Raw genomic sequence first — 24,236 nt, forward strand, 5'->3', positions numbered from 1 at the left:
AGCTCATCTGAGTCGCTTAGCGACGCAGACCCAGACGACCGATCAGGGCGCTGTAACGAGAGGTGTCCTTACCCTTCAGGTAGTCCAGCAGCTTGCGGCGCTGGTTAACCATGCGGATCAGACCACGACGGGAGTGGTGGTCTTTGCCGTTGGCCTTGAAGTGATCCTGCAGCTTGTTGATGTTGGCGGTCAGCAGGGCAACCTGCACTTCCGGAGAACCGGTATCGCCTTCAGCTTGCTTGTACTCGTTAACGATCTGGGCTTTTTCAGTAACGCTCAGTGCCATGATGGGCTTCCTCTGAGAGTAATAGGCCGGGACCTTCGCCCCGTGTTCAAAAAAGAGGATTGACCGTGCCTATTAACAGCCATCCTCGGATCGGTCATTCCGACCGAATCAGTCGACGCGGCGCAACGCGCCCGTCATCGCTCACTTCACCGATTCCGATGAAGCGACCGGTGTGATCCTGTACTCGCATCATGCCGAACTTGGGTGCTTCCGGAGCCCGCACCGGCTGGCCATGAAGCCAGTAGTAGGCGCTGTGCTCGGTCAGCTGGATCAGCGGCCAGTGCTCCAGCCCGCTGTCGACCGGCAGGAGGAACTGGTCGAGTGCCTCGTTGCCACCCTCGGCGTGGACCTTCTCCAGGGTCTCCAGGCTGATCGCCTGGGCCAGCACGAAGGGGCCCGCCTGGGTCCGGCGCAGCTCTGCCACATGTGCCCCGCATCCCAGTGCCTGGCCGAGATCCTCGACCAGGGTGCGGATATAGGTGCCCTTGCTGCAAGCTACGGCCAGTCTTGCATGGCCGTTTTCACAGGCCAGCAAATCCAAGCGCGCAATAGTAACAGAACGCGCTTCGCGCTCCACTACTTCGCCAGCACGAGCCAGCTTGTAGAGGGGTTGGCCGTCCTTCTTCAGGGCCGAGTACATCGGAGGTATCTGCTTGATTTCACCGCGAAAACGCGGCAGCAGCGCCTCGATATCCTGGCGACCAACGGTCACCTCGCGACGTTCGATCACTTCACCTTCGGCGTCGCCGGTGGAAGTGGTGACGCCCAGCTGGGCCAGGGTTTCATAGCCCTTGTCGGCGTCCAGCAGGTATTGGGAAAACTTGGTCGCCTCGCCGAAGCACAGCGGCAGGACGCCGGTGGCCAGGGGGTCGAGACTGCCGGTATGGCCGGCCTTCTCGGCATTGAGCAGCCAGCGCACCTTCTGCAGCGCGGCGTTGGAACTCATGCCGCGCGGCTTGTCGAGGATCAGCACGCCGCTGACGTTGCGGCGGATACGTTTCACCTGGGCCACGCCATCACTCCTCGTCGCTGCCCTGGTGCTTGCGGTCTTCCGCCACGGCACGCTCGATCAGCGCCGACAGTTCCGCGCCACGACGGATGCTGGCGTCGTAGTGGAAGTGCAGTTGCGGCACGCTGCGCAGCTTCATGGCCTTGCCTAGCTGCATGCGCAGGAAGCCGGCGGCGTCCTGCAGGATGTCGAGGTTCAACTCGACCTTCTCGGCATTATCGTCCTGGCCCATCACGGTGATGAACACCTTGGCGTGGGACAGGTCGCGGCTCACGTCCACTGCGGTGATGGTCACCAGCCCCAGGCGCGGGTCCTTGATCTCACGCTGGATCAGCAGCGCCAGTTCGCGCTGCATCTGGTCGCCGATGCGTTGGGTACGGCTGTAATCTTTAGCCATTTCGTTTCACTCATGAACGCTTAAAAGCCGAAAGCCAGGAGTGGAAAGCGATGGCTTCCAGCTCCTGGCTCCCGGCTTGTGGCAAGCGCGACACTTACAGGGTGCGCGCCACCTGGACCTTCTCGAAGACTTCGATCTTGTCGCCGACCTTGACGTCGTTGTAGCTCTTCACGCCGATACCGCACTCCATGCCGGCACGCACCTCGGACACGTCGTCCTTGAAGCGGCGCAGGGATTCCAGTTCGCCTTCGAAGATCACTACATCGTCGCGCAGTACGCGGATCGGACGGTTGCGGTGTACCAGACCCTCGGTAACCATGCAGCCGGCGACCGCACCGAACTTCGGCGAACGGAACACGTCGCGCACCTCGGCGATGCCCAGGATGTTCTCCCGGACTTCGCTGCCCAGCATGCCGGACAGTGCTTTCTTAACGTCTTCGATGATGTCGTAGATGATGTTGTAGTAGCGCAGGTCCAGACCTTCCTGCTCGACGATCTTGCGCGCGCCAGCGTCGGCACGCACGTTGAAGCCGAACAGCACGGCGTTGGACGCCAGCGCCAGGTTGGCGTCGCTCTCGGTGATACCACCTACGCCGCCACCCACAACACGCACCTGGACTTCTTCGTTGCCGATGTCGGACAGGGCACCCTGCAGGGCCTCGAGAGAACCACGCACATCGGACTTGAGCACGATGTTGAGGGTCTTCTTCTCGTCCTGGCCCATGCTCTCGAAGATATTCTCGAGCTTGGAGGATTGCTGGCGAGCCAGTTTGACTTCGCGGAACTTGCCCTGGCGGAACAGCGCGACTTCGCGAGCCTTCTTCTCGTCGGCAACCACGGTCAGGTCGTCACCGGCGTCCGGCGTACCGTCCAGGCCGAGGATTTCGACCGGGATGGACGGGCCAGCTTCTTTCACCGGCTTGCCGTTCTCGTCGAGCATGGCGCGGACGCGGCCATAGTTGACGCCGCAGAGGACCATGTCGCCCTGACGCAGGGTACCGTCCTGTACCAGCACGGTAGCGACCGGACCACGGCCCTTGTCCAGGCGGGATTCGACCACGACACCACGACCGGGGGCCGACGGGGTGGCGGTGAGTTCCAGAACTTCAGCCTGCAGCAGAACGGCTTCGAGCAGTTCGTCGACACCGGTACCGGCCTTGGCCGACACAGGTACGAACTGAGTATCGCCGCCCCACTCTTCCGGGATCACATCCAGAGCGGCCAGGCCGTTCTTGATGTTGTCCGGGTTGGCTTCGGGCTTGTCCATCTTGTTGACCGCGACCACGATCGGAACGCCAGCCGCTTTCGCGTGCTGTACGGCTTCCACGGTCTGCGGCATCACGCCGTCATCGGCCGCCACCACCAGGATGACGATGTCAGTGGCCTTGGCACCACGAGCACGCATGGCGGTGAACGCCGCGTGACCCGGGGTGTCCAGGAAGGTCACCATGCCGCGATCGGTTTCCACGTGGTAGGCACCGATGTGCTGGGTGATGCCACCCGCTTCACCGCTGGCCACCTTGGTACGACGGATGTAGTCGAGCAGAGAGGTCTTGCCGTGGTCGACGTGACCCATCACGGTCACCACCGGCGCACGAGTCAGGGCCTCGCCTTCGAACTTCAGGGACTCGGCCAGTTGCTCTTCCAGGGCGTTCTCGTTGACCAGTTTGACCTTGTGGCCGAGTTCTTCGGCGATCAGTTGGGCGGTCTCGCGATCGAGCACCTGGTTGATGGTCACCGGAGTGCCCATCTTGAACATGAACTTGACGACTTCTGCGCCCTTGACGGACATCTGGGCGGCCAGTTCGGCCACGGTTATGGTCTCGCCAATGCTGACTTCACGCACGATAGGTCCTGTCGGGCTCTGGAACCCGTGCTGGTTACGCTTCTTCAGCTTGGACTTGCCGCCACGCCCACCACGACGACCGAAGGAATCGCTTTCCTCTTCGGTGCTGCGCGGGGCAACGCGGGGGGCAGGAGCCTTTTCTTTTTCCTTTAGCGAAGGACGGTGCTGCGCATGCTTGCGGTCGCGGCGATCGTCTTCGTCGCGAGCGCGCTCGGGGCGACGCACTTCCTCTTTCTTGCGCTCGGCGCCAGCGGCTGCGGCACCGGCGGCTGCACCAGCGGCCGGAGCGGCAGTGGCAGCAACAGGAGCGGCAGTAGCAGGCTCGACAGCCGGAGCGGCATTGACCGTGGTGGTTTGGGCTGTTTCCTTGGCGCGAGCTTCAGCTTCACGGCGAGCGGCCTCTTCGGCGCGCTGACGAGCTTCTTCCTCGGCCTTCAGGCGAGCGGCTTCCTCCGCAGCGCGCTGCTCTTCGAGTTCGCGCTGGCGTTCAGCCTCGATCTCGTCAGGGCTGCGCTTGACGTAGGTCTTCTTCTTGCGCACTTCGACATTGATGGTCTTGCTACCCGCAACCTTCAACGTGGTAGTGGTTTTGCGCTGCAGGGTAATCTTGCGCGGCTCTTCCAGGCGTTCGCCGTGACTGCTCTTGAGATGGGCCAGTAGGGCCTGCTTCTCATTGTCGGTTACAACCTGCTCGGCGCTGGTGTGCGGCAATCCCGCCTCGCGCATCTGCAGCAGCAGGCGCTCCACCGGTGTATCGACCACCTGGGCCAGTTCTTTCACCGTGACTTGCGTCATGCACTTCTCTCCTCAGGCCGCGATACTTACTCGAACCAGTGGGCTCGGGCGGCCATGATCAGCTTGCCGGCACGCTCTTCGTCCATGCCGTCGATGTCGAGCAGGTCGTCAATCGACTGCTCGGCCAGGTCTTCGCGGTTAATAACGCCACGTACGGCGAGTTCAACAGCCAGATCCTTGTCCATGCCTTCCAGGGAAAGCAGGTCCTCGGCAGGCTGGGCATCCGCCAGCTTCTCTTCGGTCGCGATGGCCTTGGTCAGCAGGCGGTCCTTCGCACGGGCACGCAGCTCGTTGACGATGTCCTCGTCGAAGCCGTCGATGCTGAGCATTTCTTCCATGGGCACGTAGGCGATTTCTTCCAGGCTGGTGAAACCTTCTTCCACCAGTACCTGAGCCAGCTCTTCGTCCACTTCCAGTTCTTCGACGAAGGCACGCAGGATGTCACCGGTTTCGGCTTGCTGCTTGGCCTGGATGTCCGCTTCGGTCATCACGTTCAGGGTCCAGCCGGTAAGCTGGCTGGCCAGGCGCACGTTCTGGCCGCCACGGCCGATGGCCTGGGCCAGGTTGTCTTCGGCAACGGCGATGTCCATTGCATGGGCATCTTCGTCGACGATGATCGCCACCACTTCGGCCGGAGCCATGGCGTTGATCACAAACTGTGCAGGGTTGTCGTCCCACAGGACGATGTCGACGCGCTCGCCACCCAGTTCGCCGGATACGGCCTGGACGCGGGAACCGCGCATGCCGATGCAGGCGCCCTGGGGATCGATACGCTTGTCCTTGGAGCGAACGGCGATCTTGGCGCGGGAACCCGGATCACGGGAGGCGGCCATCACTTCGATCAGCTCCTCGGCGATTTCCGGCACTTCGATGCGGAACAGTTCGATCAACATCTGCGGCGCAGTGCGCGACAGGATCAGCTGCGGGCCACGGTTCTCGGTGCGAATTTCCTTCAGCAGGGCACGTACGCGGGCGCCGACGCGGAAGGTTTCGCGCGCGATGATGTCCTCGCGGGCCAGCAACGCTTCGGCGTTGTTGCCAAGGTCGACGATCACGTTATCGCGGGTGACCTTCTTCACGGTGCCGGAAATGATGTCGCCCAGCTTCTCGCGGTAGGCTTCGACAACCTGCGCGCGCTCGGCTTCGCGCACTTTCTGCACGATGACCTGCTTGGCGGTCTGGGCAGCGATGCGGCCAAACTCGATGGACTCGATCTTCTCTTCGATGATGTCGCCGATCTTGGCTTTCTCATCGCGCTCCTGGGCCTGATCCAGGGTCAGCTGGATAGCCGGATCCTCGAAATCAGTTTCCTCGACCACAGTCCAGCGACGGAAGGTGTCGTAGTTACCGCTCTGACGGTTGATCGACACACGCAGGTCGACCTCGTCCTCGTAACGTTTCTTGGTAGCAGTGGCCAGGGCCAGCTCCAGCGCCTCGAAAATCACGCCAGCCGGTACACCTTTTTCGTTGGATACCGACTCAACAACCAGCAGTACTTCTTTGCTCATCGTACGCCTCGCCTTTCGCAATCCATTGGATCCGCGGGATCCGCGTCTCAGTCAAAACGGGGAATGATGTTGGCCTTGTCGATCAGTTCGATCGGCAGGAGGAACTCGCGGTCTTCAATGAGAACCACCACGTCCTGCTCCTCCACCCCGCGGAGAAGCCCCTGAAAATTGCGTCGTCCTTCAAAGGGAGAACGCAGCTTGATCTTGACCAGTTCACCAGCGTGGGCCGCGAACTGTTCAAGGGTGAACAGCGGACGATCCATGCCTGGCGACGATACTTCGAGGGTGTACTCGCTGCTGATCGGGTCCTCGACATCGAGCACGCCGCTGATCTGACGGCTGACTTTCTCGCAGTCGTCTACCAGGATGCCGTTTTCGTGATCGATGTAGATCCGCAGCAGCGAATGCCGCCCTTGAGACAGGAACTCGATGCCCCAGCACTGATAACCGAGCGCTTCGACTACCGGGGCCAACAAGGCCTGCAACTGTTCTAGCTTGCTCGACACCTGATCGCCTCTCGCATGCTGTGCAAATAAAAAATGGGCGAAACGCCCATCCCTTCAAACCACCTGATCATTGATCGGAGGCCAACTGTCCAGCTAGCAAAAAGCCCCTAAAAAGGGGCTTCGCGACTACTGGTTGCGGGGGCTGGATTTGAACCAACGACCTTCGGGTTATGAGCCCGACGAGCTACCAGACTGCTCCACCCCGCGTCAAAGCTGGTGCGAGATTATACGGCCAGCACCTTGCATGGTCAACCGAACATCCCGCGAAGAAGAAAGCCCGCATCTCTGCGGGCCTCTCTTTATATGGTACCGAGGAGGGGACTCGAACCCCTACAGCCTATGGCCACTACCACCTCAAGGTAGCGTGTCTACCAATTCCACCACCTCGGCAAAACTTGCCTTACTTCTGCTCCGGAGCCTGAGGCACATCACCCGACTGGGTAGCTGGCTTCTGCTCTTCGAGCACCGGCACATCGTCAGCTGCCGGCTTGGCGGGTTGAACCTCGAGCGCCGCCGGATCCGGCAGGCCCACGTTGCTCAGCGCCTCAGCCTTTTCTTTAGCGAAGAACGCTAAGCCCAGGCTGGTAATGAAAAAAACCGCGGCGAGTATACCAGTAAAGCGACTCAAAAAGGTAGCGGAACCTTGGCTTCCGAAAACGGTTGCCGAAGCACCAGCACCAAACGAGGCACCAGCATCTGCGCCCTTGCCCTGCTGAACCAGCACCAGGCCTACAACACCCAGAGCGACCAGCAAGTGCACCACAATAACGACAGTTTCCAGCATCTTGTCAGCTTCCTGCGGCGCGACAGATCGCACCGAACTCATCCGCATTCAGGGAGGCACCACCAACAAGCCCCCCATCGATATCCGGCATGCCGAACAAGTCGGCCGCACTGGCCGCCTTCACACTGCCGCCGTACAGAATCCGTACGCCGCGAGCAACTTCGGCGTTCTCCGCCGACAGCTGCGAGCGAATAGCCGCATGAACCTCTTGCGCCTGTTGCGGCGAGGCAGTCAGCCCCGTACCTATCGCCCAAACCGGCTCATAGGCAATTACCGCTTGCGCAAATGCGCCCACACCAAGCTCTTCGATCACGCTACCCAGCTGACGCCCAACAACCTCGAGCGTCTTGCCAGCTTCGCGCTGCTCCCGGGTCTCTCCAACGCACAGCACCGGAACCAGACCACAGGATTGAGCAGCAGCGAACTTGCGACTCACGACTTCGTCGCTTTCGCCCAGAATCAGGCGACGCTCCGAATGACCGACAAGCACCAGGTTGCAACCTACGTCTGCCAACTGACTTGCCGCGACCTCTCCGGTGAGGGCTCCCTGCACCGGTTCCACCGCACAGTTCTGCGCACCGACGACAATCGACTTGCCATCCAGGCCTTGGATGACCTGATTGATGTACAGACAGGGCGGCATTACCGCGACTTCGACGCCAGCAGGCAAGGCCAATTGGCGCAAGCCTTTGATCAGCTCTGCGACGCTGGCGCGGGTACCGTGCATTTTCCAGTTACCGGCTACCAGAGGTCGGCGCATGCTTTATCTCGTCGATCAAAGTGGGCGCAGATGTTACCCAAGAGATTTCCAACTAGCAAGAGAAATCAAGCACATACCTCAGTCACGACTTTCGCCAGCTCTTCGGCATAGCCGCGTACCAGCTTTTCGTCGTCGCCTTCGACCATCACTCGCACAAGCGGCTCGGTGCCGGACTTGCGCAGCAGGACGCGACCGCGACCAGCCATCTGCTCAGTCACCCGAGCACATGCATCCTGTACCGCCGGGTGCTTGACCGGGTCCACTCCGTTGCCGGCATAGCGCACGTTGATCAGGACCTGCGGGCACTTGCGCATGCCCTGGCGCGCCTCTGCCAGCGACTGGCCGCTTCGTTGCAGCGCGAGCAATACTTGCAGAGCGGAGACGATCGCATCGCCAGTGGTGGTGAAGTGACTGCAAACGATATGACCGGAGTTTTCACCACCCAGGGTCCAACCGTTGGACTGCAGCTCACTCATCACATAACGGTCACCGACCTTGGCGCGAACGAACGGAATGCCGAGCTCCTTCAGCGCCAGTTCCATGCCGAGATTGCTCATCAGGGTACCGACTACGCCACCCTGCAGCTTGTCGCGACCATGCAGGTCGCGGGCGATCAGATAGATCAGCTCGTCGCCGTCAACCACAGTGCCGGTGTGATCCACCATCAGTACACGATCGCCATCGCCATCGAATGCGATGCCGATGTCGGCATTCTGCTCGACCACTGCGGCCTGCAGCCTGGCCATGTGGGTCGAACCGCAATCATCGTTGATGTTGAGGCCGTTGGGCTGGTTCGCCAGCACATGCACCTGGGCGCCCAGCTCACGAAACACGCTGGGAGCGACCTTGTAGGTGGCGCCATGGGCGCAGTCGATTACCAGCTTGAGACCGGCAAAGTCGGTACTGATGGGAGTGGTGCTCTTGCAGAACTCGATGTAGCGGCCCGCAGCGTCGTTGATCCGAGTCACCTTGCCGAGCTGCTCCGACTCCACCACGGTCATCGGCTGATCCAGCAGCTCTTCGATCATCAGTTCCACTTCATCCGAGAGCTTGGTGCCCTTGCCGGAGAAGAACTTGATGCCGTTGTCATGGTGCGGGTTGTGCGAGGCACTGATGACGATCCCGGCATCCGCCAGGAATGTACGGGTGAGGTAGGCGATGGCCGGGGTCGGCATGGGGCCGAGCAGCATCACGTCGGCACCGGCGGCCAGAAGGCCGGCTTCGAGGGCGGATTCGAACATGTATCCGGAGATGCGCGTGTCCTTGCCGATCAGAATGCGGCTCTTGCCCTGCTTGCGAAACGCCATGCCGGCAGCCCAACCGAGCTTGAGCATGAAATCCGGAGTAATCGGGAACTGCCCGACACGCCCGCGAATACCGTCGGTGCCAAAATACTTTCTGCTCATGGGGTGCTCCGTGTTTTCTTATTCCGCTGCTTGTACCGCAGCGATCATGCGTACCGCGTCCACGGTTTCCGCGACATCGTGTACGCGCAGGATGCAGGCACCCTTGGCCACCGCGAGGGCCGCCAGGGCGAGACTGCCGGACAGGCGTTGGTGGACCTCCCTTCCCAGCGCCTGGCCAATCATGCTTTTTCGTGAAACCCCGACCAGCAGGGGGCGCCCCAATTGGTGCAGCGCCTCCATATGCTTGAACAGGCTGAGGTTGTGCGCCAGGGTCTTGGCGAAGCCGAAGCCCGGATCGAGAACGATGCGATCTTCCGAAATCCCGGCTGCCAGGCAGGCCTGCATGCGGTCGGCGAGAAACTCCCCGACTTCGCGCACGACGTCCTGGTAGCGTGGATCCTGCTGCATGTTGCCCGGCTCGCCGAGCATGTGCATGAGACACACCGCAAGACCGGTATCGGCAGCAGCGTCCACGGCACCATCACGACGCAGCGCGCGCACGTCGTTGATCATCCCGGCGCCCAGGCGCGCACCTTCGCGCATCACGGCAGGCGTGGATGTATCCAGGGAGATCACCACATCCAGCTCGCGGGCGATGGCTTCGACCACAGGAGCGACGCGTTCGAGCTCTTCGGTCGGAGATACCGGGCGGGCGCCCGGCCGGGTGGACTCGCCACCGACGTCGATCAGGGTGGCGCCAGCGGCAACCATCTCGGCGGCGTGGCGCAACGCGGCGTCACGGGCATTGAAGCAGCCACCATCGGAGAAGGAATCTGGGGTGACGTTGAGGATGCCCATGACGTGGGGCTGGGCCAAATCAAGAACCCGGCTGCCGCAAGGCAACCGGGTCGGGTACTGCACTGACTTCATCTACAGGCCTTAGTGTTCGCCAGCCGGCCCGCCGATGGGGGTTTCAGGCCGTTTGGCCTCTTCACGCGGTGCGGGTGTACCAGAAGTACCGGAACCGCCCTGCCAATCCTTGGGCTCGCGCGCGGCACGGCCAGCCATGATGTCATCGATCTGCTCGGAGTCGATGGTTTCATACTTCATCAGGGCCTCGGCCATCATGTCGAGCTTGTCGCGGTTCTCCGTCAGCAGGTTCTTCGCGGTGGTATAGCTCTCATCGATGATGCGACGGACTTCCTGGTCGATCAGCTTGGCGGTTTCGCCGGATACGTTGGCGTGCTGGGCACCCGCGCTGCGACCAAGGAACACTTCGCCCTCCTCTTCCGCGTACATCAGCGGACCGAGTTTCTCGGACAGGCCCCACTTGGTCACCATGTTCCGGGCGATCTGGGTGGCACGCATGATGTCGTTGGAGGCGCCGGTGGTGACACCGTCGAAGCCCAAGGTCATCTCTTCAGCGATACGGCCGCCGAACAGCGAGCAGATCTGGCTGACCAGTGCGCGCTTGGACAGGCTGTAGCGATCCTCTTCGGGAAGGAACATGGTCACGCCCAGAGCGCGGCCACGCGGGATGATCGACACCTTGTAGACCGGGTCATGCTCAGGCACCAGGCGACCGACGATAGCGTGCCCCGCCTCGTGGTACGCGGTGTTGAGTTTCTCCTTCTCGGACATGACCATGGATTTGCGCTCGGCGCCCATCATGATCTTGTCCTTGGCCAGTTCGAATTCCTTCATTTCCACCAGGCGCTTGTTGACGCGGGCGGCGAACAGGGAAGCCTCGTTGACGAGGTTGGCCAGGTCGGCGCCGGAGAAGCCCGGAGTACCACGTGCGATCACGGCCGGATCGACGTCATCGCCCATGGGCACCTTACGCATGTGCACCTTGAGGATCTGCTCGCGACCACGGATGTCCGGCAGGCCGACCACAACCTGGCGGTCGAAGCGGCCCGGGCGCAGCAGGGCCGGGTCGAGCACGTCAGGACGGTTGGTCGCGGCGATCACGATGATGCCGTCGTTCATTTCGAAGCCGTCCATCTCGACCAGCAACTGGTTGAGAGTCTGCTCGCGCTCGTCGTGACCACCACCCAGACCGGCGCCACGATGGCGACCGACGGCGTCGATCTCGTCGATGAAGATGATGCAGGGAGCGTGCTTCTTGGCCTGGTCGAACATGTCACGAACGCGGGACGCGCCCACACCGACGAACATTTCGACGAAGTCGGAACCGGAGATGGTGAAGAACGGCACCTTGGCTTCGCCTGCAATGGCCTTGGCCAGCAGGGTCTTACCGGTACCGGGCGGGCCGACCATCAGCACGCCGCGCGGAATACGGCCACCCAGGCGCTGGAACTTGCCCGGATCGCGGAGGAACTCCACCAGTTCGCTGACTTCTTCCTTGGCCTCGTCGCAACCGGCGACGTCGGCGAAGGTGGTCTTGACCTGGTCTTCCGACAACAGGCGCGCCTTGCTCTTGCCGAAGCTCATCGGGCCGCCGCGGCCACCGCCGCCGCCCTGCATCTGGCGCATGAAGAACATGAAGACAGCGATGATCACCAGGATCGGGAAGCTGGCCACCAGCAATTGAGTCCAGATGCTCTGCTGCTCAGGCTGCTTGCCTTCGATGATCACGTTGTTGTCGATCAGGTCGCCGATCAGGCCGCCGTCCTGGATCGCCGGACGAATGGTCTTGAAGGACTCGCCATCGTTGCGCTTGCCGGTAATGACGAAGCCATCGACGGTCACGCGTTCGACCTTGCCTTCTTTAACCTGCTCGATGAATTCCGAGTAGTTAAGGGTCTGCGGTTCGCTTGGGCTGGAGAAATTGTTCATCACCGTGACAAGCACAGCGGCGATGATCAGCCACAGGATCAGATTTTTTGCCATGTCGTTCAATTAGCTACCCTCTGGAACGGGCCCCTTCCTGGAGCGCACCCCGCATGACGGCTGGTGGTTAACCGGCCTAACTTACTACACAACCCCCGCCCCTGGCAGGCGCCGTCTGTAACCCTTTATGAGGCCTGTCGGCCTCGCTGCAGCATCCAGCCCCTGCAGAAGGGGACCGACGAGTCGGCCCCCCGTTGCAGTCTATTCCCCGCGGAAGCCGCGCGCGAGCAGGTATTGCTCCCGGGAGCTGTCACGCGACGAAAGCGGTTTGCGCATCTGCACCTTGTCGAACATCTCGCGCACCTGCCTGTGGTAGACGTCGAAACCTTCGCCCTGGAATATCTTGATCAGAAAATCCCCACCCGGGCGCAGAGTACGGCCCGCCAGGTCCAGCGCCAGCTCGCAGAGATACATCGACCGCGGCTGATCGGAGGCCCTTACGCCACTCATATTGGGGGCCATATCCGAAATCACAAGGTCTACCGGGTTGTCGCCGATCGCCTCGAGGATGCGCGCAAAGACTGCATCATCGGTGAAGTCACCCTGAATGAACGTCACGTCAGGAATGCTATCCATTTCCAGGATGTCGGAAGCGATCAACCGACCGCGATCACCGATCACCCGGCTAGTCACCTGGGACCAGCCGCCTGGCGCCGCGCCGAGATCGACGACGGTCATGCCGGGCCGCAGGATGCGGTCCTTTTCCTGGATTTCGAGCAACTTGTAGCTGGCGCGGGAACGATAACCGTCCTTTTGCGCCTGTTTGACGTACGGGTCGTCGATATGTCTTTGCAGCCAACGCTGGCTACTCTTGGAACGGGCCACGGGATACCTCGTGTTCGGCTGTGCGCCCCGGAATCACTCGGGTAAACTAGCAGCCTTTTTTCGCAGGGGTCTGATTATGGCGCTCTCACAGGAGCACAAGAAGCAATACAAATCTATCGGTCATCACCTGAAACCGGTATTGACGGTCGCCGAAAATGGCCTCACCGAAGGTGTGCTTGCCGAGTTGGATCGCGCGCTGAACGATCACGAACTGATCAAGGTACAGTTCCGCATCATCGAACGTGATGATCGCCGCGCCCTGATCGACGAGCTCTGCGCCGCCGGCAACTGCGAACTGGTCCAGGTCATCGGCAAGATGGCACTGGTCTATCGCCGCAATCCCAAGCCAAACCGCAATCTCTCCAACATCAGCCGCTTCAGCGGCCTCTGAGCCTCCCGCCAAGGGCGCGCGTTCAGCGCGCCCGGCCCTCGGCCAGCTTCGCAGGCAAGGGCTGGATAACCAGCAGCAGGCCACAAAAGGCCAGCAACAGATAGCTGAAGTTCAGCCAGTACAACGCCTCCGGAATCCAGAAGCGAACCAGCAGGAACGCCACTACCAGGCCGATCACAGCGGCCAGCAGCTGCGCGCGCGCGTCACGCCAGAGACGCCCAAGCCCCGCATACTGGATCAGCAGCACGGCCTGGAGCAGCGCACAGAAACCGGCAAAGGCAACCATCAACGGCCGGAGGCTGGAAGCCACCTCCTCCACCAGCATCGGCGCCAGACCGATACGGTCCAGCGCCGGCAGCATGACGAAGTGCAGCAGCCAGAGGCCGCCAACCCAGAAGGTCTGGGCCAGCTGCCAGGCGATGGCTCCGGCCCGGAAGGGTGAACGCTTAGACGTGGCGGACTTCGACAATCTCGTACTCGACGACACCGCTCGGAGTCTTGACGGTCACCACGTCCCCTTCTTCCTTGCCTACCAGGGCACGGGCGATGGGAGAGCTGACCGAAAGCTTGCCTTGTTTGATATCCGCTTCATCGTCACCCACGATCTGGTAGGTCACGCTTTCGTCGGTATCAACGTTGGCGATATCCACGGTCACGCCGAAAATCACCTTGCCACTACGGGGAATGGAAGTGACATCGATGATGTGGGCATTGGACAGCTTGGCCTCGATGTCGCGAATGCGCGCCTCGGCCAGCCCCTGCTGCTCACGTGCTGCGTGATACTCGGCGTTCTCCTTGAGATCCCCCAGTTCCCGCGCTTCAGCGATGGCCTGACTGATCTTCGGCCGCTCGGCCTTGAGGACTTTCAGTTCGTCCTCCAGGGCGCGAGCGCCCTGGACGGTCATCGGAAATTTAGTCATGCCTTGATTCCTGCATGGAGATCCTGCAAGCGGCGCACGGTCTTCTCGGGACCGAACTTGAGCGCCTCACAGATCGCCTGACCAGCCGCGATAGTGGTGGTGCAATAGATCTTGTGCTGCAGGGCGTTTCGACGGATCGAGTAGGAGTCAGCGATGGACTGACGCCCCTCAGTGGTGTTGATGATGAGGGTAACCTCATCGTTCTTGATCATGTCAACGACATGGGGACGGCCTTCCGTCACCTTGTTCACGCGCCGCACGGGCAGACCGGCCGCCTCGATCACCTTGGCGGTGCCGGAAGTGGCGACCACTTCGAAGCCCAGCTCGATCAGGTCGCGGGCGACCTGGGTGACCATCGGCTTGTCGTCTTCACGGACGCTGATGAACACGGTGCCGGAGTTCGGCAGGATCTCGCTGGCACCCAGCTGGGCCTTGGAGAAGGCTTCGCCGAAGGTGTCGCCGACACCCATCACTTCGCCGGTGGACTTCATTTCCGGGCCGAGGATCGGGTCGACGCCCGGGAACTTGGCGAACGGGAACACTGCTTCCTTGACACTGAAGAACGGCGGAATGATTTCCTTGGTGAAACCAATTTCCTTGAGGCTCTTGCCAGCCATTACGCGGGCAGCGACCTTGGCCAGCGACTCGCCGATGCACTTGGAGACGAAGGGCACGGTACGGGACGCGCGCGGGTTGACCTCGATCACATAGATGTCTTCGCCCTGAACGGCCATCTGGACGTTCATCAGGCCGACCACGCCGAGCTCCAGGGCCATTTTCTTGACCTGATCACGGATCTCGTCCTGGATGTGCTGCGGCAGCGAGTACGGCGGCAGCGAGCAGGCGGAGTCACCGGAGTGCACGCCAGCCTGTTCGATGTGCTGCATGATCGCGCCGATCACGACGGTTTCGCCGTCGCAGACTGCGTCGATGTCGACTTCGATGGCGCAGTTCAGGAAGCGGTCCAGCAGCACCGGGCTGTCGTTGGAAACCTTCACGGCCTCGCGCATGTAGCGCTTGAGCTCTTCTTCCTGATAAACGATTTCCATCGCGCGGCCGCCCAGTACGTACGACGGGCGCACCACCATCGGGTAGCCGATGTTCTTCGACAGGGCCAGGGCTTCGTCTTCGCTGCGCGCGGTGGCGTTGGCCGGCTGGCGCAGGTTCAGGCGCTGGACCATCTGCTGGAAGCGCTCACGGTCTTCGGCGCGGTCGATGGCGTCCGGGCTGGTGCCGATGATCGGCACGCCGGCTTCTTCCAGGGCACGGCAGAGTTTCAGCGGGGTCTGGCCACCGTACTGAACGATGACACCCTTGGGCTGCTCGACACGAACGATTTCCAGCACGTCTTCCAGGGTCACCGGCTCGAAGTACAGGCGGTCGGAAGTGTCGTAGTCGGTGGAGACGGTTTCCGGGTTGCAGTTGACCATGATGGTCTCGTAACCGTCTTCACGCATGGCCAGCGCAGCGTGTACGCAGCAGTAGTCGAACTCGATGCCCTGGCCGATACGGTTGGGGCCGCCGCCGAGGATCATGATCTTGTCGCGGGACGACGGGTTGGCCTCGCACTCTTCCTCGTAGGTCGAGTACATGTAGGCGGTGTCGGTGGCGAATTCGGCGGCGCAGGTGTCCACACGCTTGAAGACCGGCAGGACCTTCAGCTTGTGGCGATGGCTGCGCAGGTTCTTCTCGGTGACGCCGAGCAGCTTGGCTAGGCGGGAATCGGAGAAGCCCTTGCGCTTGAGCTTGCGCATCAGGTCGGCGTCGATGCCGGACAGGCCGAGGGTCTTGACCTTCTCCTCATCCTTGATGAGGTCCTCGATCTGCACCAGGAACCACTCGTCGATGCGAGTCAGCTCGAAGACTTCCTCGATGCTCTTGCCGGCGCGGAAGGCATCCGCCACGTACCAGATACGCTCGGCGCCCGGAACGGTCAGTTCGCGCTTGAGGATGCCCTCCGCTTCCGGATCGTTCAGGTCCAGCTTGGGATCGAAGCCGGCAACGCCCACTTCCAGGCCGCGCAGGGCTTTTTGCACCGACTCCTGGAAGGTACGGCCGATGGCCATCACTTCACCCACGGACTTCATCTGGGTGGTCAGGCGGGCGTCGGCTTTCGGGAATTTCTCGAAGGCGAAGCGCGGAACCTTGGTCACCACGTAGTCGATGGCCGGTTCGAAGGACGCCGGTGTGCGACCGCCGGTGATGTCGTTCTGCAGCTCGTCGAGGGTGTAGCCGACGGCCAGCTTGGCGGCGATCTTGGCGATCGGGAAGCCGGTCGCCTTGGAAGCCAGGGCCGAGGAACGCGAAACGCGCGGGTTCATCTCGATCACGACCATGCGACCAGTGTTCGGGCAGATGCCGAACTGCACGTTGGAACCGCCGGTTTCCACGCCGATCTCACGCAGGACCGCCAGGGAGGCGTTGCGCATGATCTGGTATTCCTTGTCGGTCAGGGTCTGGGCCGGAGCGACAGTGATGGAGTCGCCGGTGTGCACGCCCATCGGGTCGAAGTTCTCGATGGAGCAGACGATGATGCAGTTGTCCTTCTTGTCGCGGACAACCTCCATCTCGTATTCCTTCCAGCCGATCAGGGACTCGTCGATCAGCAGCTCGTTGGTCGGCGACAGGTCCAGGCCACGGGCGCAGATCTCTTCGAACTCTTCACGGTTGTAGGCGATGCCGCCACCGGTGCCACCCATGGTGAAGGACGGACGGATGATGCAGGGGAAGCCGACCTTTTCCAGGACGCCGTAAGCCTCTTCCATGCTGTGGGCGATACCGGAACGCGGGCACTCCAGTCCGATGGACTTCATGGCCTTGTCGAAGCGCGAACGGTCTTCAGCCTTGTCGATGGTGTCGGCGTTGGCGCCGATCATTTCCACACCGAACTTGGCCAGCACACCGTGACGCTCCAGGTCGAGAGCGCAGTTCAGCGCGGTCTGGCCACCCATGGTGGGCAGCAGGGCGTCGGGACGCTCCTTCTCGATGATCTTGGCGACGGTCGCCCACTTGATCGGCTCGATGTAGGTGGCGTCGGCCATGGCCGGGTCGGTCATGATGGTGGCCGGGTTGGAGTTCACCAGGATGACGCGGAAGCCTTCTTCCTTCAGGGCTTTGCAAGCCTGGGCGCCGGAGTAGTCGAACTCGCAGGCCTGGCCGATGACGATGGGGCCGGCACCGAGGATCAGGATGCTCTTGATGTCTGTACGCTTGGGCATGGGACTCTCGTTGCAATAATCAGGACAGGGTTGCGGTGGCCAGCTTCACGCCAAAGCCGACGAACAGGGCGCCGACGCCGCTGGAAGCGCCGGCAGCCAGCCGTTGCCGCCGGCGGAACCAGGCCGCCAGGCGCACACCGGAGAAAATCAGGAAACTCAGGTAAAGGGCGCTGATGACTTCGAGGATCGCGCCCAGCACCAGGAACGACAATCCGGGGTAGGCGTATCCCGGGTCGACGAACTGGATGAAGAAGGACACGAAGAAGAGGATCGCCTTGGGATTGGACAGACTCAGCAGCAGTGCCTTGCGGAACGGCTGGTTGACGTCCAGTTCCTGTGCCGGGACGGCCTGCTCGACCGGTTGGCGCAACTTCTGCCAACCACCCCGGAGCATGCCGGCACCCAGATAGAACAGGTAGGCGGCGCCGACGTACTTCAGGCCGAGGAACAGCATGGGTTCGGCCTTGAGCAGCGAGGCGATTCCCAATGCCGACAGCAGCATCAGGATCGCATCGCCCAGGAACACCGCGCTGGCCGCCCGGTAGCCGGCACCCACGCCGCGCTGGGCGGCGGTGGCGAGCACGAACAGCGAGTTCGGCCCCGGCAGCAGGACGATGAACAGCGTCCCCAGGACGTAGGTCCAGAGGTCGGTGATCCCGAGGGTCGGCATCATCTTCGCAAGCCCTTCCGCGATCTCAGCGGCGCTCGGCCATCGCCGCGATGAAACGGTCGAACAGCGGAGCCACGTCGTGCGGACCTGGGCTGGCTTCCGGGTGACCCTGGAAGCTGAAGGCCACCTTGTCGGTACGCTCGATACCCTGCAGGGTGCCGTCGAACAGCGACTTGTGGGTCGCACGCAGGTTGGCCGGCAAGGTCGACTCGTCCACAGCGAAGCCGTGGTTCTGGCTGGTGATCATCACCACGCCGGAATCCAGGTCCTGCACCGGGTGGTTGGCACCATGGTGACCATGGCCCATCTTCACGGTCTTGGCACCGGAGGCCAGAGCCAGAAGCTGATGGCCGAGGCAGATGCCGAATACCGGAATCTCGGTGTCGAGGAACTCGCGGATCGCCTGGATGGCGTAGTCGCACGGTTCGGGGTCGCCAGGGCCGTTGGAGAGGAAGATGCCGTCCGGGTTGAGGGCGAGCACTTCGCTGGCCGGGGTCTGTGCCGGCACCACGGTCAGGCGGCAGCCGCGGGCAACCAGCATGCGCAGGATGTTCAGCTTGACGCCGAAGTCATAAGCAACCACATGGTACGGCAGATCGGCAGCGGCTATTTCCGGATGGCTATCGGTTTCCAGGTTCCATACACCGGAGCGCCACTCGTACTTCTCGGTGGAGGACACGACCTTGGCCAGGTCCATGCCCTTCAGGCCGGGGAAGCTGCGAGCCAGTTCGAGGGCTTTTTCCTCGGTGGCGTCGTCGCCGGCCAGGATGCATCCGTTCTGGGAACCCTTTTCACGCAGGATGCGGGTCAGGCGGCGGGTATCGATGCCGGCGATGGCGACGGTACCGTGTTCCTTCAGGTAATCCGGCAGCGACTGCTTGTTGCGCCAGTTGCAGGCCAGCAGCGGCAGGTCGCGGATAATCAGGCCGGCTGCCCAAACGCGGTTGGACTCGGCGTCTTCCGGCGTGGTGCCGGTGTTGCCGATGTGCGGATAGGTGAGGGTAACGATTTGCTGGGCATAGGAAGGATCGGTAAGGATTTCCTGATAGCCGGTCATGGCAGTGTTGAACACTACCTCGCCGATGGTATGGCCATCGGCCCCAATGGCTTCGCCGCGAAAAATGCTGCCGTCGGCAAGCGCGAGTATGGCTGGCTTAGTCAAGAAGACCTCCCGTAGATCTAAGGCTGAAGCAAACGCAGGTTGTAAAAAAGCGGGATGACGTTGTTACCGTCACCCCGCTTTTTTATCTGAGCCATTTCTGCGTAACTTTTAGTGGACACACTAAAGCTGCAGTTTACAGGAATGCGTCATTTCGGTCCACCGGTAAGACATCCCATTTGGCAGTCCGCCAATCACGCATCAGCGAAGGCCAAGCACATCCTGCATGTCGTACAGTCCCGCTTGCTGGCCATCCAGCCAGAGCGCGGCACGCACGGCGCCACGGGCGAAGGTCATGCGGCTGGAGGCCTTGTGGGTGATTTCCACGCGCTCGCCATCGGCGGCGAACAGCACGGTGTGATCACCGACCACGTCGCCAGCACGCACAGTGGCGAAACCGATGGTTTCGCGGGCGCGGGCACCGGTCTGGCCCTCACGGCCGTAAACAGCGACCTTGGACAGGTCGCGCCCCAGCGCATCAGCCACCACTTCGCCCATGCGCAGCGCGGTACCGGACGGCGCGTCCACCTTGTGACGGTGGTGAGCCTCGATGATCTCGATGTCCACCTCGTCGCCCAGAACGCGGGCGGCGGTATCCAGCAGCTTGAGGCAAAGGTTCACGCCGACGCTGAAGTTGGCCGCGAAAACGATCGGGATCTCCTTGGCGGCAGCCGCCAGCAGAGCCTTCTCCTCGGCGGAAAAACCGGTGGTGCCGATCACCATGGCCTTGCCGGCCTGACGGCAGACTTCCAGGTTCTTCAGAGTCACCGAGGGATGGGTGAAGTCAATCAGCACATCGAACTCGTCGACCACCTTCGCCAGGTCACCCGACAGCGGCACGCCAATGCGGCCCAGCGCTGCCAGCTCACCGGCGTCGGCACCAACCAGGGTGCTATCCGGACGATCGATGGCAGCGGTCAGCCCGGCGCCCTGCGCCTGCTGCACCGCCTCGATCAGGTTCTTGCCCATGCGCCCGGCGGCGCCCATCACAGCAATACGTCGCATAAAAAAGCTCCAAGCTGGAAGCCTGGAGCTGGACACCCGCACCGGAACGCACAAGGTCCCAGCAGCGGCATCCAGCTCGTCGTTAGAGATCGCCGAAGAAGCGCTTCATGCCCTCGAACCAGCTGCTGGCCTTGGGCGAATGGGAACCATCGTTCTGCAGCGTCTTGCGGAACTCGTCGAGCAGCTCGCGCTGGCGCTTGTCCAGATTGACCGGGGTTTCCACCACCACGCGGCACATCAAGTCACCCGCACCACCGCCACGCACCGGAGCCACGCCCTTGCCGCGCAGACGGAAGAGCTTGCCGGTCTGGGTCGCTTCCGGAATCTTCAGCTTGACCCGGCCATCCAGGGTCGGCACTTCCAGCTCCCCCCCCAGGGCGGCGTCCGCGAAGCTGATCGGTACTTCGCAATAGAGGTGCTTGCCATCACGCTGGAAGATCGGGTGCTCGCGCACGTTGACCACTACGTAGAGGTCACCGGACGGACCACCCATGGCACCCGCTTCACCTTCGCCGGAGAGGCGGATACGGTCGCCGGTGTCGACGCCGGCCGGCACCTTCACCGACAGGGTCTTGTGCTCTTCCACGCGACCCTGGCCGTGGCAGCTGCCGCACGGATCGCTGATCATCTTGCCGCTGCCGTGGCAGCGCGGGCAGGTCTGCTGCACCGAGAAGAAGCCCTGCTGCATACGCACCTGCCCGATACCGCCACAGGTGGTACAGGTGACCGGGCTGGTGCCCTTCTTGGCACCCGAGCCATCGCAGGTCTTGCAGTTGACCAGGGTCGGCACGCGGATGGTCACGGTTGTGCCACGCACGGCCTCTTCGAGGTCCAGCTCCAGGGTGTAGCGCAGGTCGCTACCGCGCTGCGGGCCGCCTCGCTGGCCGCCACGCTGGCCACCGAAGAAATCGCTGAACACATCACCAAAAATGTCGGAGAAGCTGGCACCACCGAAGCCGGCTCCGGCGCCTGCGCCCATCTGCGGATCGACGCCGGCGTGGCCGTACTGGTCGTATGCCGCGCGCTTGCTGGCGTCGGACAGGATCTCGTAGGCCTCGTTGGCCTCTTTGAATTTCTCTTCGGACTCCTTGTCCCCCGGATTACGGTCCGGGTGGTGCTTCATCGCCAGCCGGCGATAAGCCTTCTTCAGCTCAGCCTCGCTGGCGCCGCGCTCGACACCGAGGATTTCGTAAAAGTCACGTTTAGCCATAGTTTCCTGCACTCTCGAATTCACCAGCCCCAGACACGCCAACGCGGGAGCAAGCTCCCGCGCGGCGGATCAGGCGTACCGGGCGTCTAGCCCCGCACGCCGGGACGGAAGCAAGCGTGACACTTACTTGTTTTCCTTGACCTCTTCGAACTCGGCGTCGACCGCATCGTCGCCAGCCTTGTCCGCATTGGAGGCCTGCGGCTGCTCACCAGCCTGAGCCTGATCGGCGTACATCTTCTGCGCCAGCGGAGCGGAAGCCTGGGACAGGGCGTTCATCTTGGCTTCGATCTCGGCCTTGTCGTCGCCCTTCACGGCTACTTCCAGCTCGCCCAGCACTTTCTCGATGGCAGCCTTCTCCTCGGCGGTGGCCTTGTCGCCAGCCTCGGTGATCATCTTGCGAGTCGCGTGAACCAGCGCGTCACCCTGGTTGCGGGCAGCCGCCAGCTCTTCGAACTTGCGGTCCTCCTCGGCGTTGGCCTCGGCATCACGAACCATCTGCTGGATCTCTTCCTCGGACAGGCCGGAGTTGGCCTTGATCACGATGGACTGCTGCTTGCCGGTGGCCTTGTCCTTGGCGGACACGTGCAGGATGCCGTTGGCGTCGATGTCGAAGGTCACTTCGATCTGCGGTACGCCACGCGGAGCCGGCGGAATCTCAGCCAGGTCGAACTTGCCCAGGGACTTGTTCTGGGCGGCCTGCTTGCGCTCGCCCTGCAGCACGTGAATGGTCACGGCGGACTGGTTGTCATCGGCGGTGGAGAACACCTGCGACTTCTTGGTCGGGATGGTGGTGTTCTTCTCGATCAGCGCAGTCATCACGCCACCCAGGGTTTCGATGCCGAGGGTCAGCGGGGAAACGTCGAGCAGCAGAACGTCCTTCACGTCACCGGCAAGAACGGCGCCCTGGATGGCAGCACCGATAGCGACGGCTTCGTCCGGGTTCACATCCTTGCGCGGCTCCTTGCCGAAGAAGTCAGCGACTTGCTTCTGCACCAGCGGCATACGGGTCTGACCACCGACCAGGATCACCTCCTGGATGTCGGACACGTCCAGGCCGGCGTCCTTCAGGGCGATGCGGCAAGGCTCGATGGTACGTGCGACCAGGTCTTCCACCAGAGCTTCCAGCTTGGCGCGGGAAATCTTCACGTTCAGGTGCTTCGGACCGGTCTGGTCTGCAGTGATGTACGGCAGGTTGACGTCGGTCTGCTGAGCGGAGGACAGCTCGATCTTGGCCTTCTCGGCGGCTTCCTTCAGGCGCTGCATGGCCAGCGGGTCGCCCTTGAGGTCCATGCCGGATTCTTTCTTGAACTCGTCGACGAGGTAGTCGATCAGGCGCAGGTCGAAGTCTTCACCACCCAGGAAGGTGTCACCGTTGGTGGCCAGCACTTCGAACTGGTGCTCGCCATCGACTTCGGCGATCTCGATGACCGACACGTCGAAGGTGCCGCCGCCCAGGTCATAGACGATGACGGTGTGGTCGCCCTTGGCCTTGTCCATGCCGTAGGCCAGCGCAGCCGCGGTCGGCTCGTTGATGATGCGCTTGACGTCCAGACCGGCGATGCGGCCGGCGTCCTTGGTAGCCTGGCGCTGGCTGTCGTTGAAGTAGGCCGGAACGGTGATCACCGCTTCGGTCACCGGCTCGCCGAGGTAGTCTTCGGCGGTCTTCTTCATCTTCTTCAGCACTTCCGCGGAAATCTGCGGCGGCGCCATCTTCTGGCCCTTCACTTCCACCCAGGCGTCACCGTTGTCGGCCTTGGCGATCTTGTAGGGAACCATCTTGATGTCTTTCTGCACGACGTCTTCTTCGAAGCGGCGACCGATCAGGCGCTTCACGGCGTACAGGGTGTTCTGCGGGTTGGTGACCGCCTGGCGCTTGGCGGACTGGCCCACCAGGGTCTCACCGTCGTTGGTGTAGGCGATGATGGACGGCGTGGTGCGAGCGCCCTCGGCGTTCTCGATCACCTTGACGTTGCCGTTCTCCAGGATGGCCACGCAAGAGTTGGTGGTCCCCAGGTCGATACCAATGATTTTGCCCATATTCTCTCTCCCGAAACTTTGAATTCTCCGCGGCCTCGCTTCACGGGCCGCGGCAGCACATAAACGCTTGAACTAACAGATGGGGGCCCGAGGCCGAATTTCAAGCCTGCTCGTCAATCGACGGCGGAGTGGCACTCGGCGCCTTGCTGACCACCACCATGGCGGGGCGCAGCAGACGACCATTGAGCAGGTAGCCCTTCTGGAACACCTTCAGCACGCTGCCCGGCTCGACATGGGTGCTTTCTTCCATGGCCATGGCCTGGTGGTGCTCGGGATTGAAGGGCGCACCGTGCGGATCAACAGCTTCCAACTGGTAACGCTTGAGGGTGTCGTGGAACAGCTTGAGGGTCAGCTCCATACCCTCGCGCACCGGCTTGATGGCCTCGTCGGTGGCACTGGACAGCTCCAGGCCACGCTCCAGGCTGTCGACGACCGGCAGCAGGTCGTTGGCGAATTTTTCCAGGGCGAACTTGTGCGCCTTCTCCACATCCTGCTCGGCACGACGGCGGACGTTCTGCAGCTCGGCGGCGACACGCAGCGACTGATCCTGGGCCGCGGCCAGCTGCTCCTCCAGCACCTGTACGCGAGCGGCGAGATCTTCGCCGGATGCGGTGTCGGCAGCGGAATTCGCTTCGGGGGTCTGGTTTTCCAGGGTCTGTTCGTCGGCCATGCCTTCCTCCTCATAAAGACAGCTGCGGGCAAAGACCCGCT

General features: G+C 62.2%; 22 protein-coding genes and 2 tRNA genes. 1 reads left to right on the plus strand and 23 read right to left on the minus strand.

The features are described 5' to 3' along the window. Positions 1–16: 16 nt before the first annotated feature. The 14 genes from rpsO to rlmE all read right to left on the minus strand — a co-directional run bounded on the left by rpsO (position 17) and on the right by rlmE (position 12,915). Positions 17–286, minus strand: a complete 270-nt coding sequence (gene rpsO / locus FXN65_RS23720; RefSeq protein WP_016494768.1) for a 30S ribosomal protein S15 — start codon at positions 284–286, stop codon at positions 17–19. 94 nt (positions 287–380) lie between these two features. Then, positions 381–1,298, minus strand: a complete 918-nt coding sequence (gene truB / locus FXN65_RS23725) for a tRNA pseudouridine(55) synthase TruB (protein WP_151136999.1) — start codon at positions 1,296–1,298, stop codon at positions 381–383. A gap of 4 nt (positions 1,299–1,302) precedes the next feature. Continuing rightward, positions 1,303–1,692: a 30S ribosome-binding factor RbfA gene (gene rbfA, locus FXN65_RS23730; protein ID WP_151137001.1), complete on the minus strand. Its 390-nt coding sequence runs from the start codon at positions 1,690–1,692 to the stop codon at positions 1,303–1,305. A 94-nt stretch (positions 1,693–1,786) separates the two neighbouring features. Then, the gene (gene infB, locus FXN65_RS23735; RefSeq protein WP_151137003.1) at positions 1,787–4,333 is read right to left on the minus strand and encodes a translation initiation factor IF-2; all 2,547 of its coding nucleotides are present in this window, start codon (positions 4,331–4,333) and stop codon (positions 1,787–1,789) included. Between the two features lie 26 nt (positions 4,334–4,359). Continuing rightward, a complete protein-coding gene (gene nusA / locus FXN65_RS23740) occupies positions 4,360–5,841 on the minus strand; it encodes a transcription termination factor NusA (RefSeq protein WP_151137005.1) in 1,482 nt (493 codons plus the stop codon). Between the two features lie 47 nt (positions 5,842–5,888). Further along, positions 5,889–6,347 (minus strand): ribosome maturation factor RimP, encoded by a 459-nt coding sequence (gene rimP, locus FXN65_RS23745; protein WP_028630011.1) that lies wholly within the window; start codon positions 6,345–6,347, stop codon positions 5,889–5,891. Between the two features lie 130 nt (positions 6,348–6,477). Next, a tRNA-Met gene (locus FXN65_RS23750) sits at positions 6,478–6,554 on the minus strand. A 97-nt stretch (positions 6,555–6,651) separates the two neighbouring features. Continuing rightward, a tRNA-Leu gene (locus FXN65_RS23755) sits at positions 6,652–6,737 on the minus strand. Positions 6,738–6,747: 10 nt separating this feature from the next. After that, the gene (gene secG / locus FXN65_RS23760; protein WP_151137007.1) at positions 6,748–7,131 is read right to left on the minus strand and encodes a preprotein translocase subunit SecG; all 384 of its coding nucleotides are present in this window, start codon (positions 7,129–7,131) and stop codon (positions 6,748–6,750) included. A 4-nt stretch (positions 7,132–7,135) separates the two neighbouring features. Next, a complete protein-coding gene (tpiA, locus tag FXN65_RS23765; RefSeq protein WP_151137009.1) occupies positions 7,136–7,891 on the minus strand; it encodes a triose-phosphate isomerase in 756 nt (251 codons plus the stop codon). Between the two features lie 65 nt (positions 7,892–7,956). Further along, positions 7,957–9,297, minus strand: a complete 1,341-nt coding sequence (glmM, locus tag FXN65_RS23770) for a phosphoglucosamine mutase (protein WP_151137011.1) — start codon at positions 9,295–9,297, stop codon at positions 7,957–7,959. An 18-nt stretch (positions 9,298–9,315) separates the two neighbouring features. Continuing rightward, positions 9,316–10,167: a dihydropteroate synthase gene (folP, locus tag FXN65_RS23775; protein WP_151137013.1), complete on the minus strand. Its 852-nt coding sequence runs from the start codon at positions 10,165–10,167 to the stop codon at positions 9,316–9,318. A 9-nt stretch (positions 10,168–10,176) separates the two neighbouring features. Continuing rightward, complete coding sequence (ftsH, locus tag FXN65_RS23780) at positions 10,177–12,090, minus strand: ATP-dependent zinc metalloprotease FtsH (RefSeq protein ID WP_151137015.1); 1,914 nt, start codon at positions 12,088–12,090, stop codon at positions 10,177–10,179. Between the two features lie 201 nt (positions 12,091–12,291). Next, on the minus strand, positions 12,292–12,915 hold the full coding sequence (gene rlmE, locus FXN65_RS23785) for a 23S rRNA (uridine(2552)-2'-O)-methyltransferase RlmE (protein ID WP_151137017.1): 624 nt from the start codon (positions 12,913–12,915) through the stop codon (positions 12,292–12,294). Between the two features lie 76 nt (positions 12,916–12,991). On the opposite strand from rlmE, the gene FXN65_RS23790 reads away from it, so the two are divergent. Continuing rightward, the gene (locus FXN65_RS23790; RefSeq protein ID WP_151137019.1) at positions 12,992–13,306 is read left to right on the plus strand and encodes a YhbY family RNA-binding protein; all 315 of its coding nucleotides are present in this window, start codon (positions 12,992–12,994) and stop codon (positions 13,304–13,306) included. A 22-nt stretch (positions 13,307–13,328) separates the two neighbouring features. Here the strand turns inward: FXN65_RS23790 and FXN65_RS23795 are convergent, their stop codons facing one another. From FXN65_RS23795 to grpE, 9 genes are all read right to left on the minus strand, one after another. After that, on the minus strand, positions 13,329–13,775 hold the full coding sequence (locus FXN65_RS23795) for a DUF4149 domain-containing protein (RefSeq protein WP_151137021.1): 447 nt from the start codon (positions 13,773–13,775) through the stop codon (positions 13,329–13,331). Beyond that, the gene (greA, locus tag FXN65_RS23800) at positions 13,753–14,226 is read right to left on the minus strand and encodes a transcription elongation factor GreA (RefSeq protein WP_151137023.1); all 474 of its coding nucleotides are present in this window, start codon (positions 14,224–14,226) and stop codon (positions 13,753–13,755) included. The genes FXN65_RS23795 and greA overlap by 23 nt, the downstream gene beginning before the upstream one ends. Further along, complete coding sequence (gene carB / locus FXN65_RS23805) at positions 14,223–17,444, minus strand: carbamoyl-phosphate synthase large subunit (protein ID WP_151137025.1); 3,222 nt, start codon at positions 17,442–17,444, stop codon at positions 14,223–14,225. Before carB ends, greA begins: the two co-directional genes overlap by 4 nt. 19 nt (positions 17,445–17,463) lie before the next feature. Continuing rightward, positions 17,464–18,114, minus strand: coding sequence for a leucine efflux protein LeuE (leuE, locus tag FXN65_RS23810; RefSeq protein ID WP_151138929.1), 651 nt, complete (start codon positions 18,112–18,114; stop codon positions 17,464–17,466). 25 nt (positions 18,115–18,139) lie between these two features. Continuing rightward, on the minus strand, positions 18,140–19,276 hold the full coding sequence (gene carA, locus FXN65_RS23815; protein WP_151137027.1) for a glutamine-hydrolyzing carbamoyl-phosphate synthase small subunit: 1,137 nt from the start codon (positions 19,274–19,276) through the stop codon (positions 18,140–18,142). Between the two features lie 198 nt (positions 19,277–19,474). Then, a complete protein-coding gene (gene dapB / locus FXN65_RS23820) occupies positions 19,475–20,278 on the minus strand; it encodes a 4-hydroxy-tetrahydrodipicolinate reductase (protein ID WP_151137029.1) in 804 nt (267 codons plus the stop codon). 82 nt (positions 20,279–20,360) lie between these two features. Next, positions 20,361–21,488 carry a molecular chaperone DnaJ gene (dnaJ, locus tag FXN65_RS23825; protein ID WP_151137031.1) on the minus strand — a complete coding sequence of 376 codons (1,128 nt, stop codon included), beginning with the start codon at positions 21,486–21,488 and terminating at the stop codon, positions 20,361–20,363. Between the two features lie 123 nt (positions 21,489–21,611). Further along, the gene (gene dnaK / locus FXN65_RS23830; RefSeq protein WP_151137033.1) at positions 21,612–23,525 is read right to left on the minus strand and encodes a molecular chaperone DnaK; all 1,914 of its coding nucleotides are present in this window, start codon (positions 23,523–23,525) and stop codon (positions 21,612–21,614) included. Between the two features lie 100 nt (positions 23,526–23,625). Next, complete coding sequence (grpE, locus tag FXN65_RS23835; RefSeq protein ID WP_151137035.1) at positions 23,626–24,195, minus strand: nucleotide exchange factor GrpE; 570 nt, start codon at positions 24,193–24,195, stop codon at positions 23,626–23,628. Between the last annotated feature and the right edge of the window lie 41 nt (positions 24,196–24,236).

Source organism: Pseudomonas lalkuanensis (assembly GCF_008807375.1).
Lineage (GTDB): Bacteria > Pseudomonadota > Gammaproteobacteria > Pseudomonadales > Pseudomonadaceae > Metapseudomonas > Metapseudomonas lalkuanensis.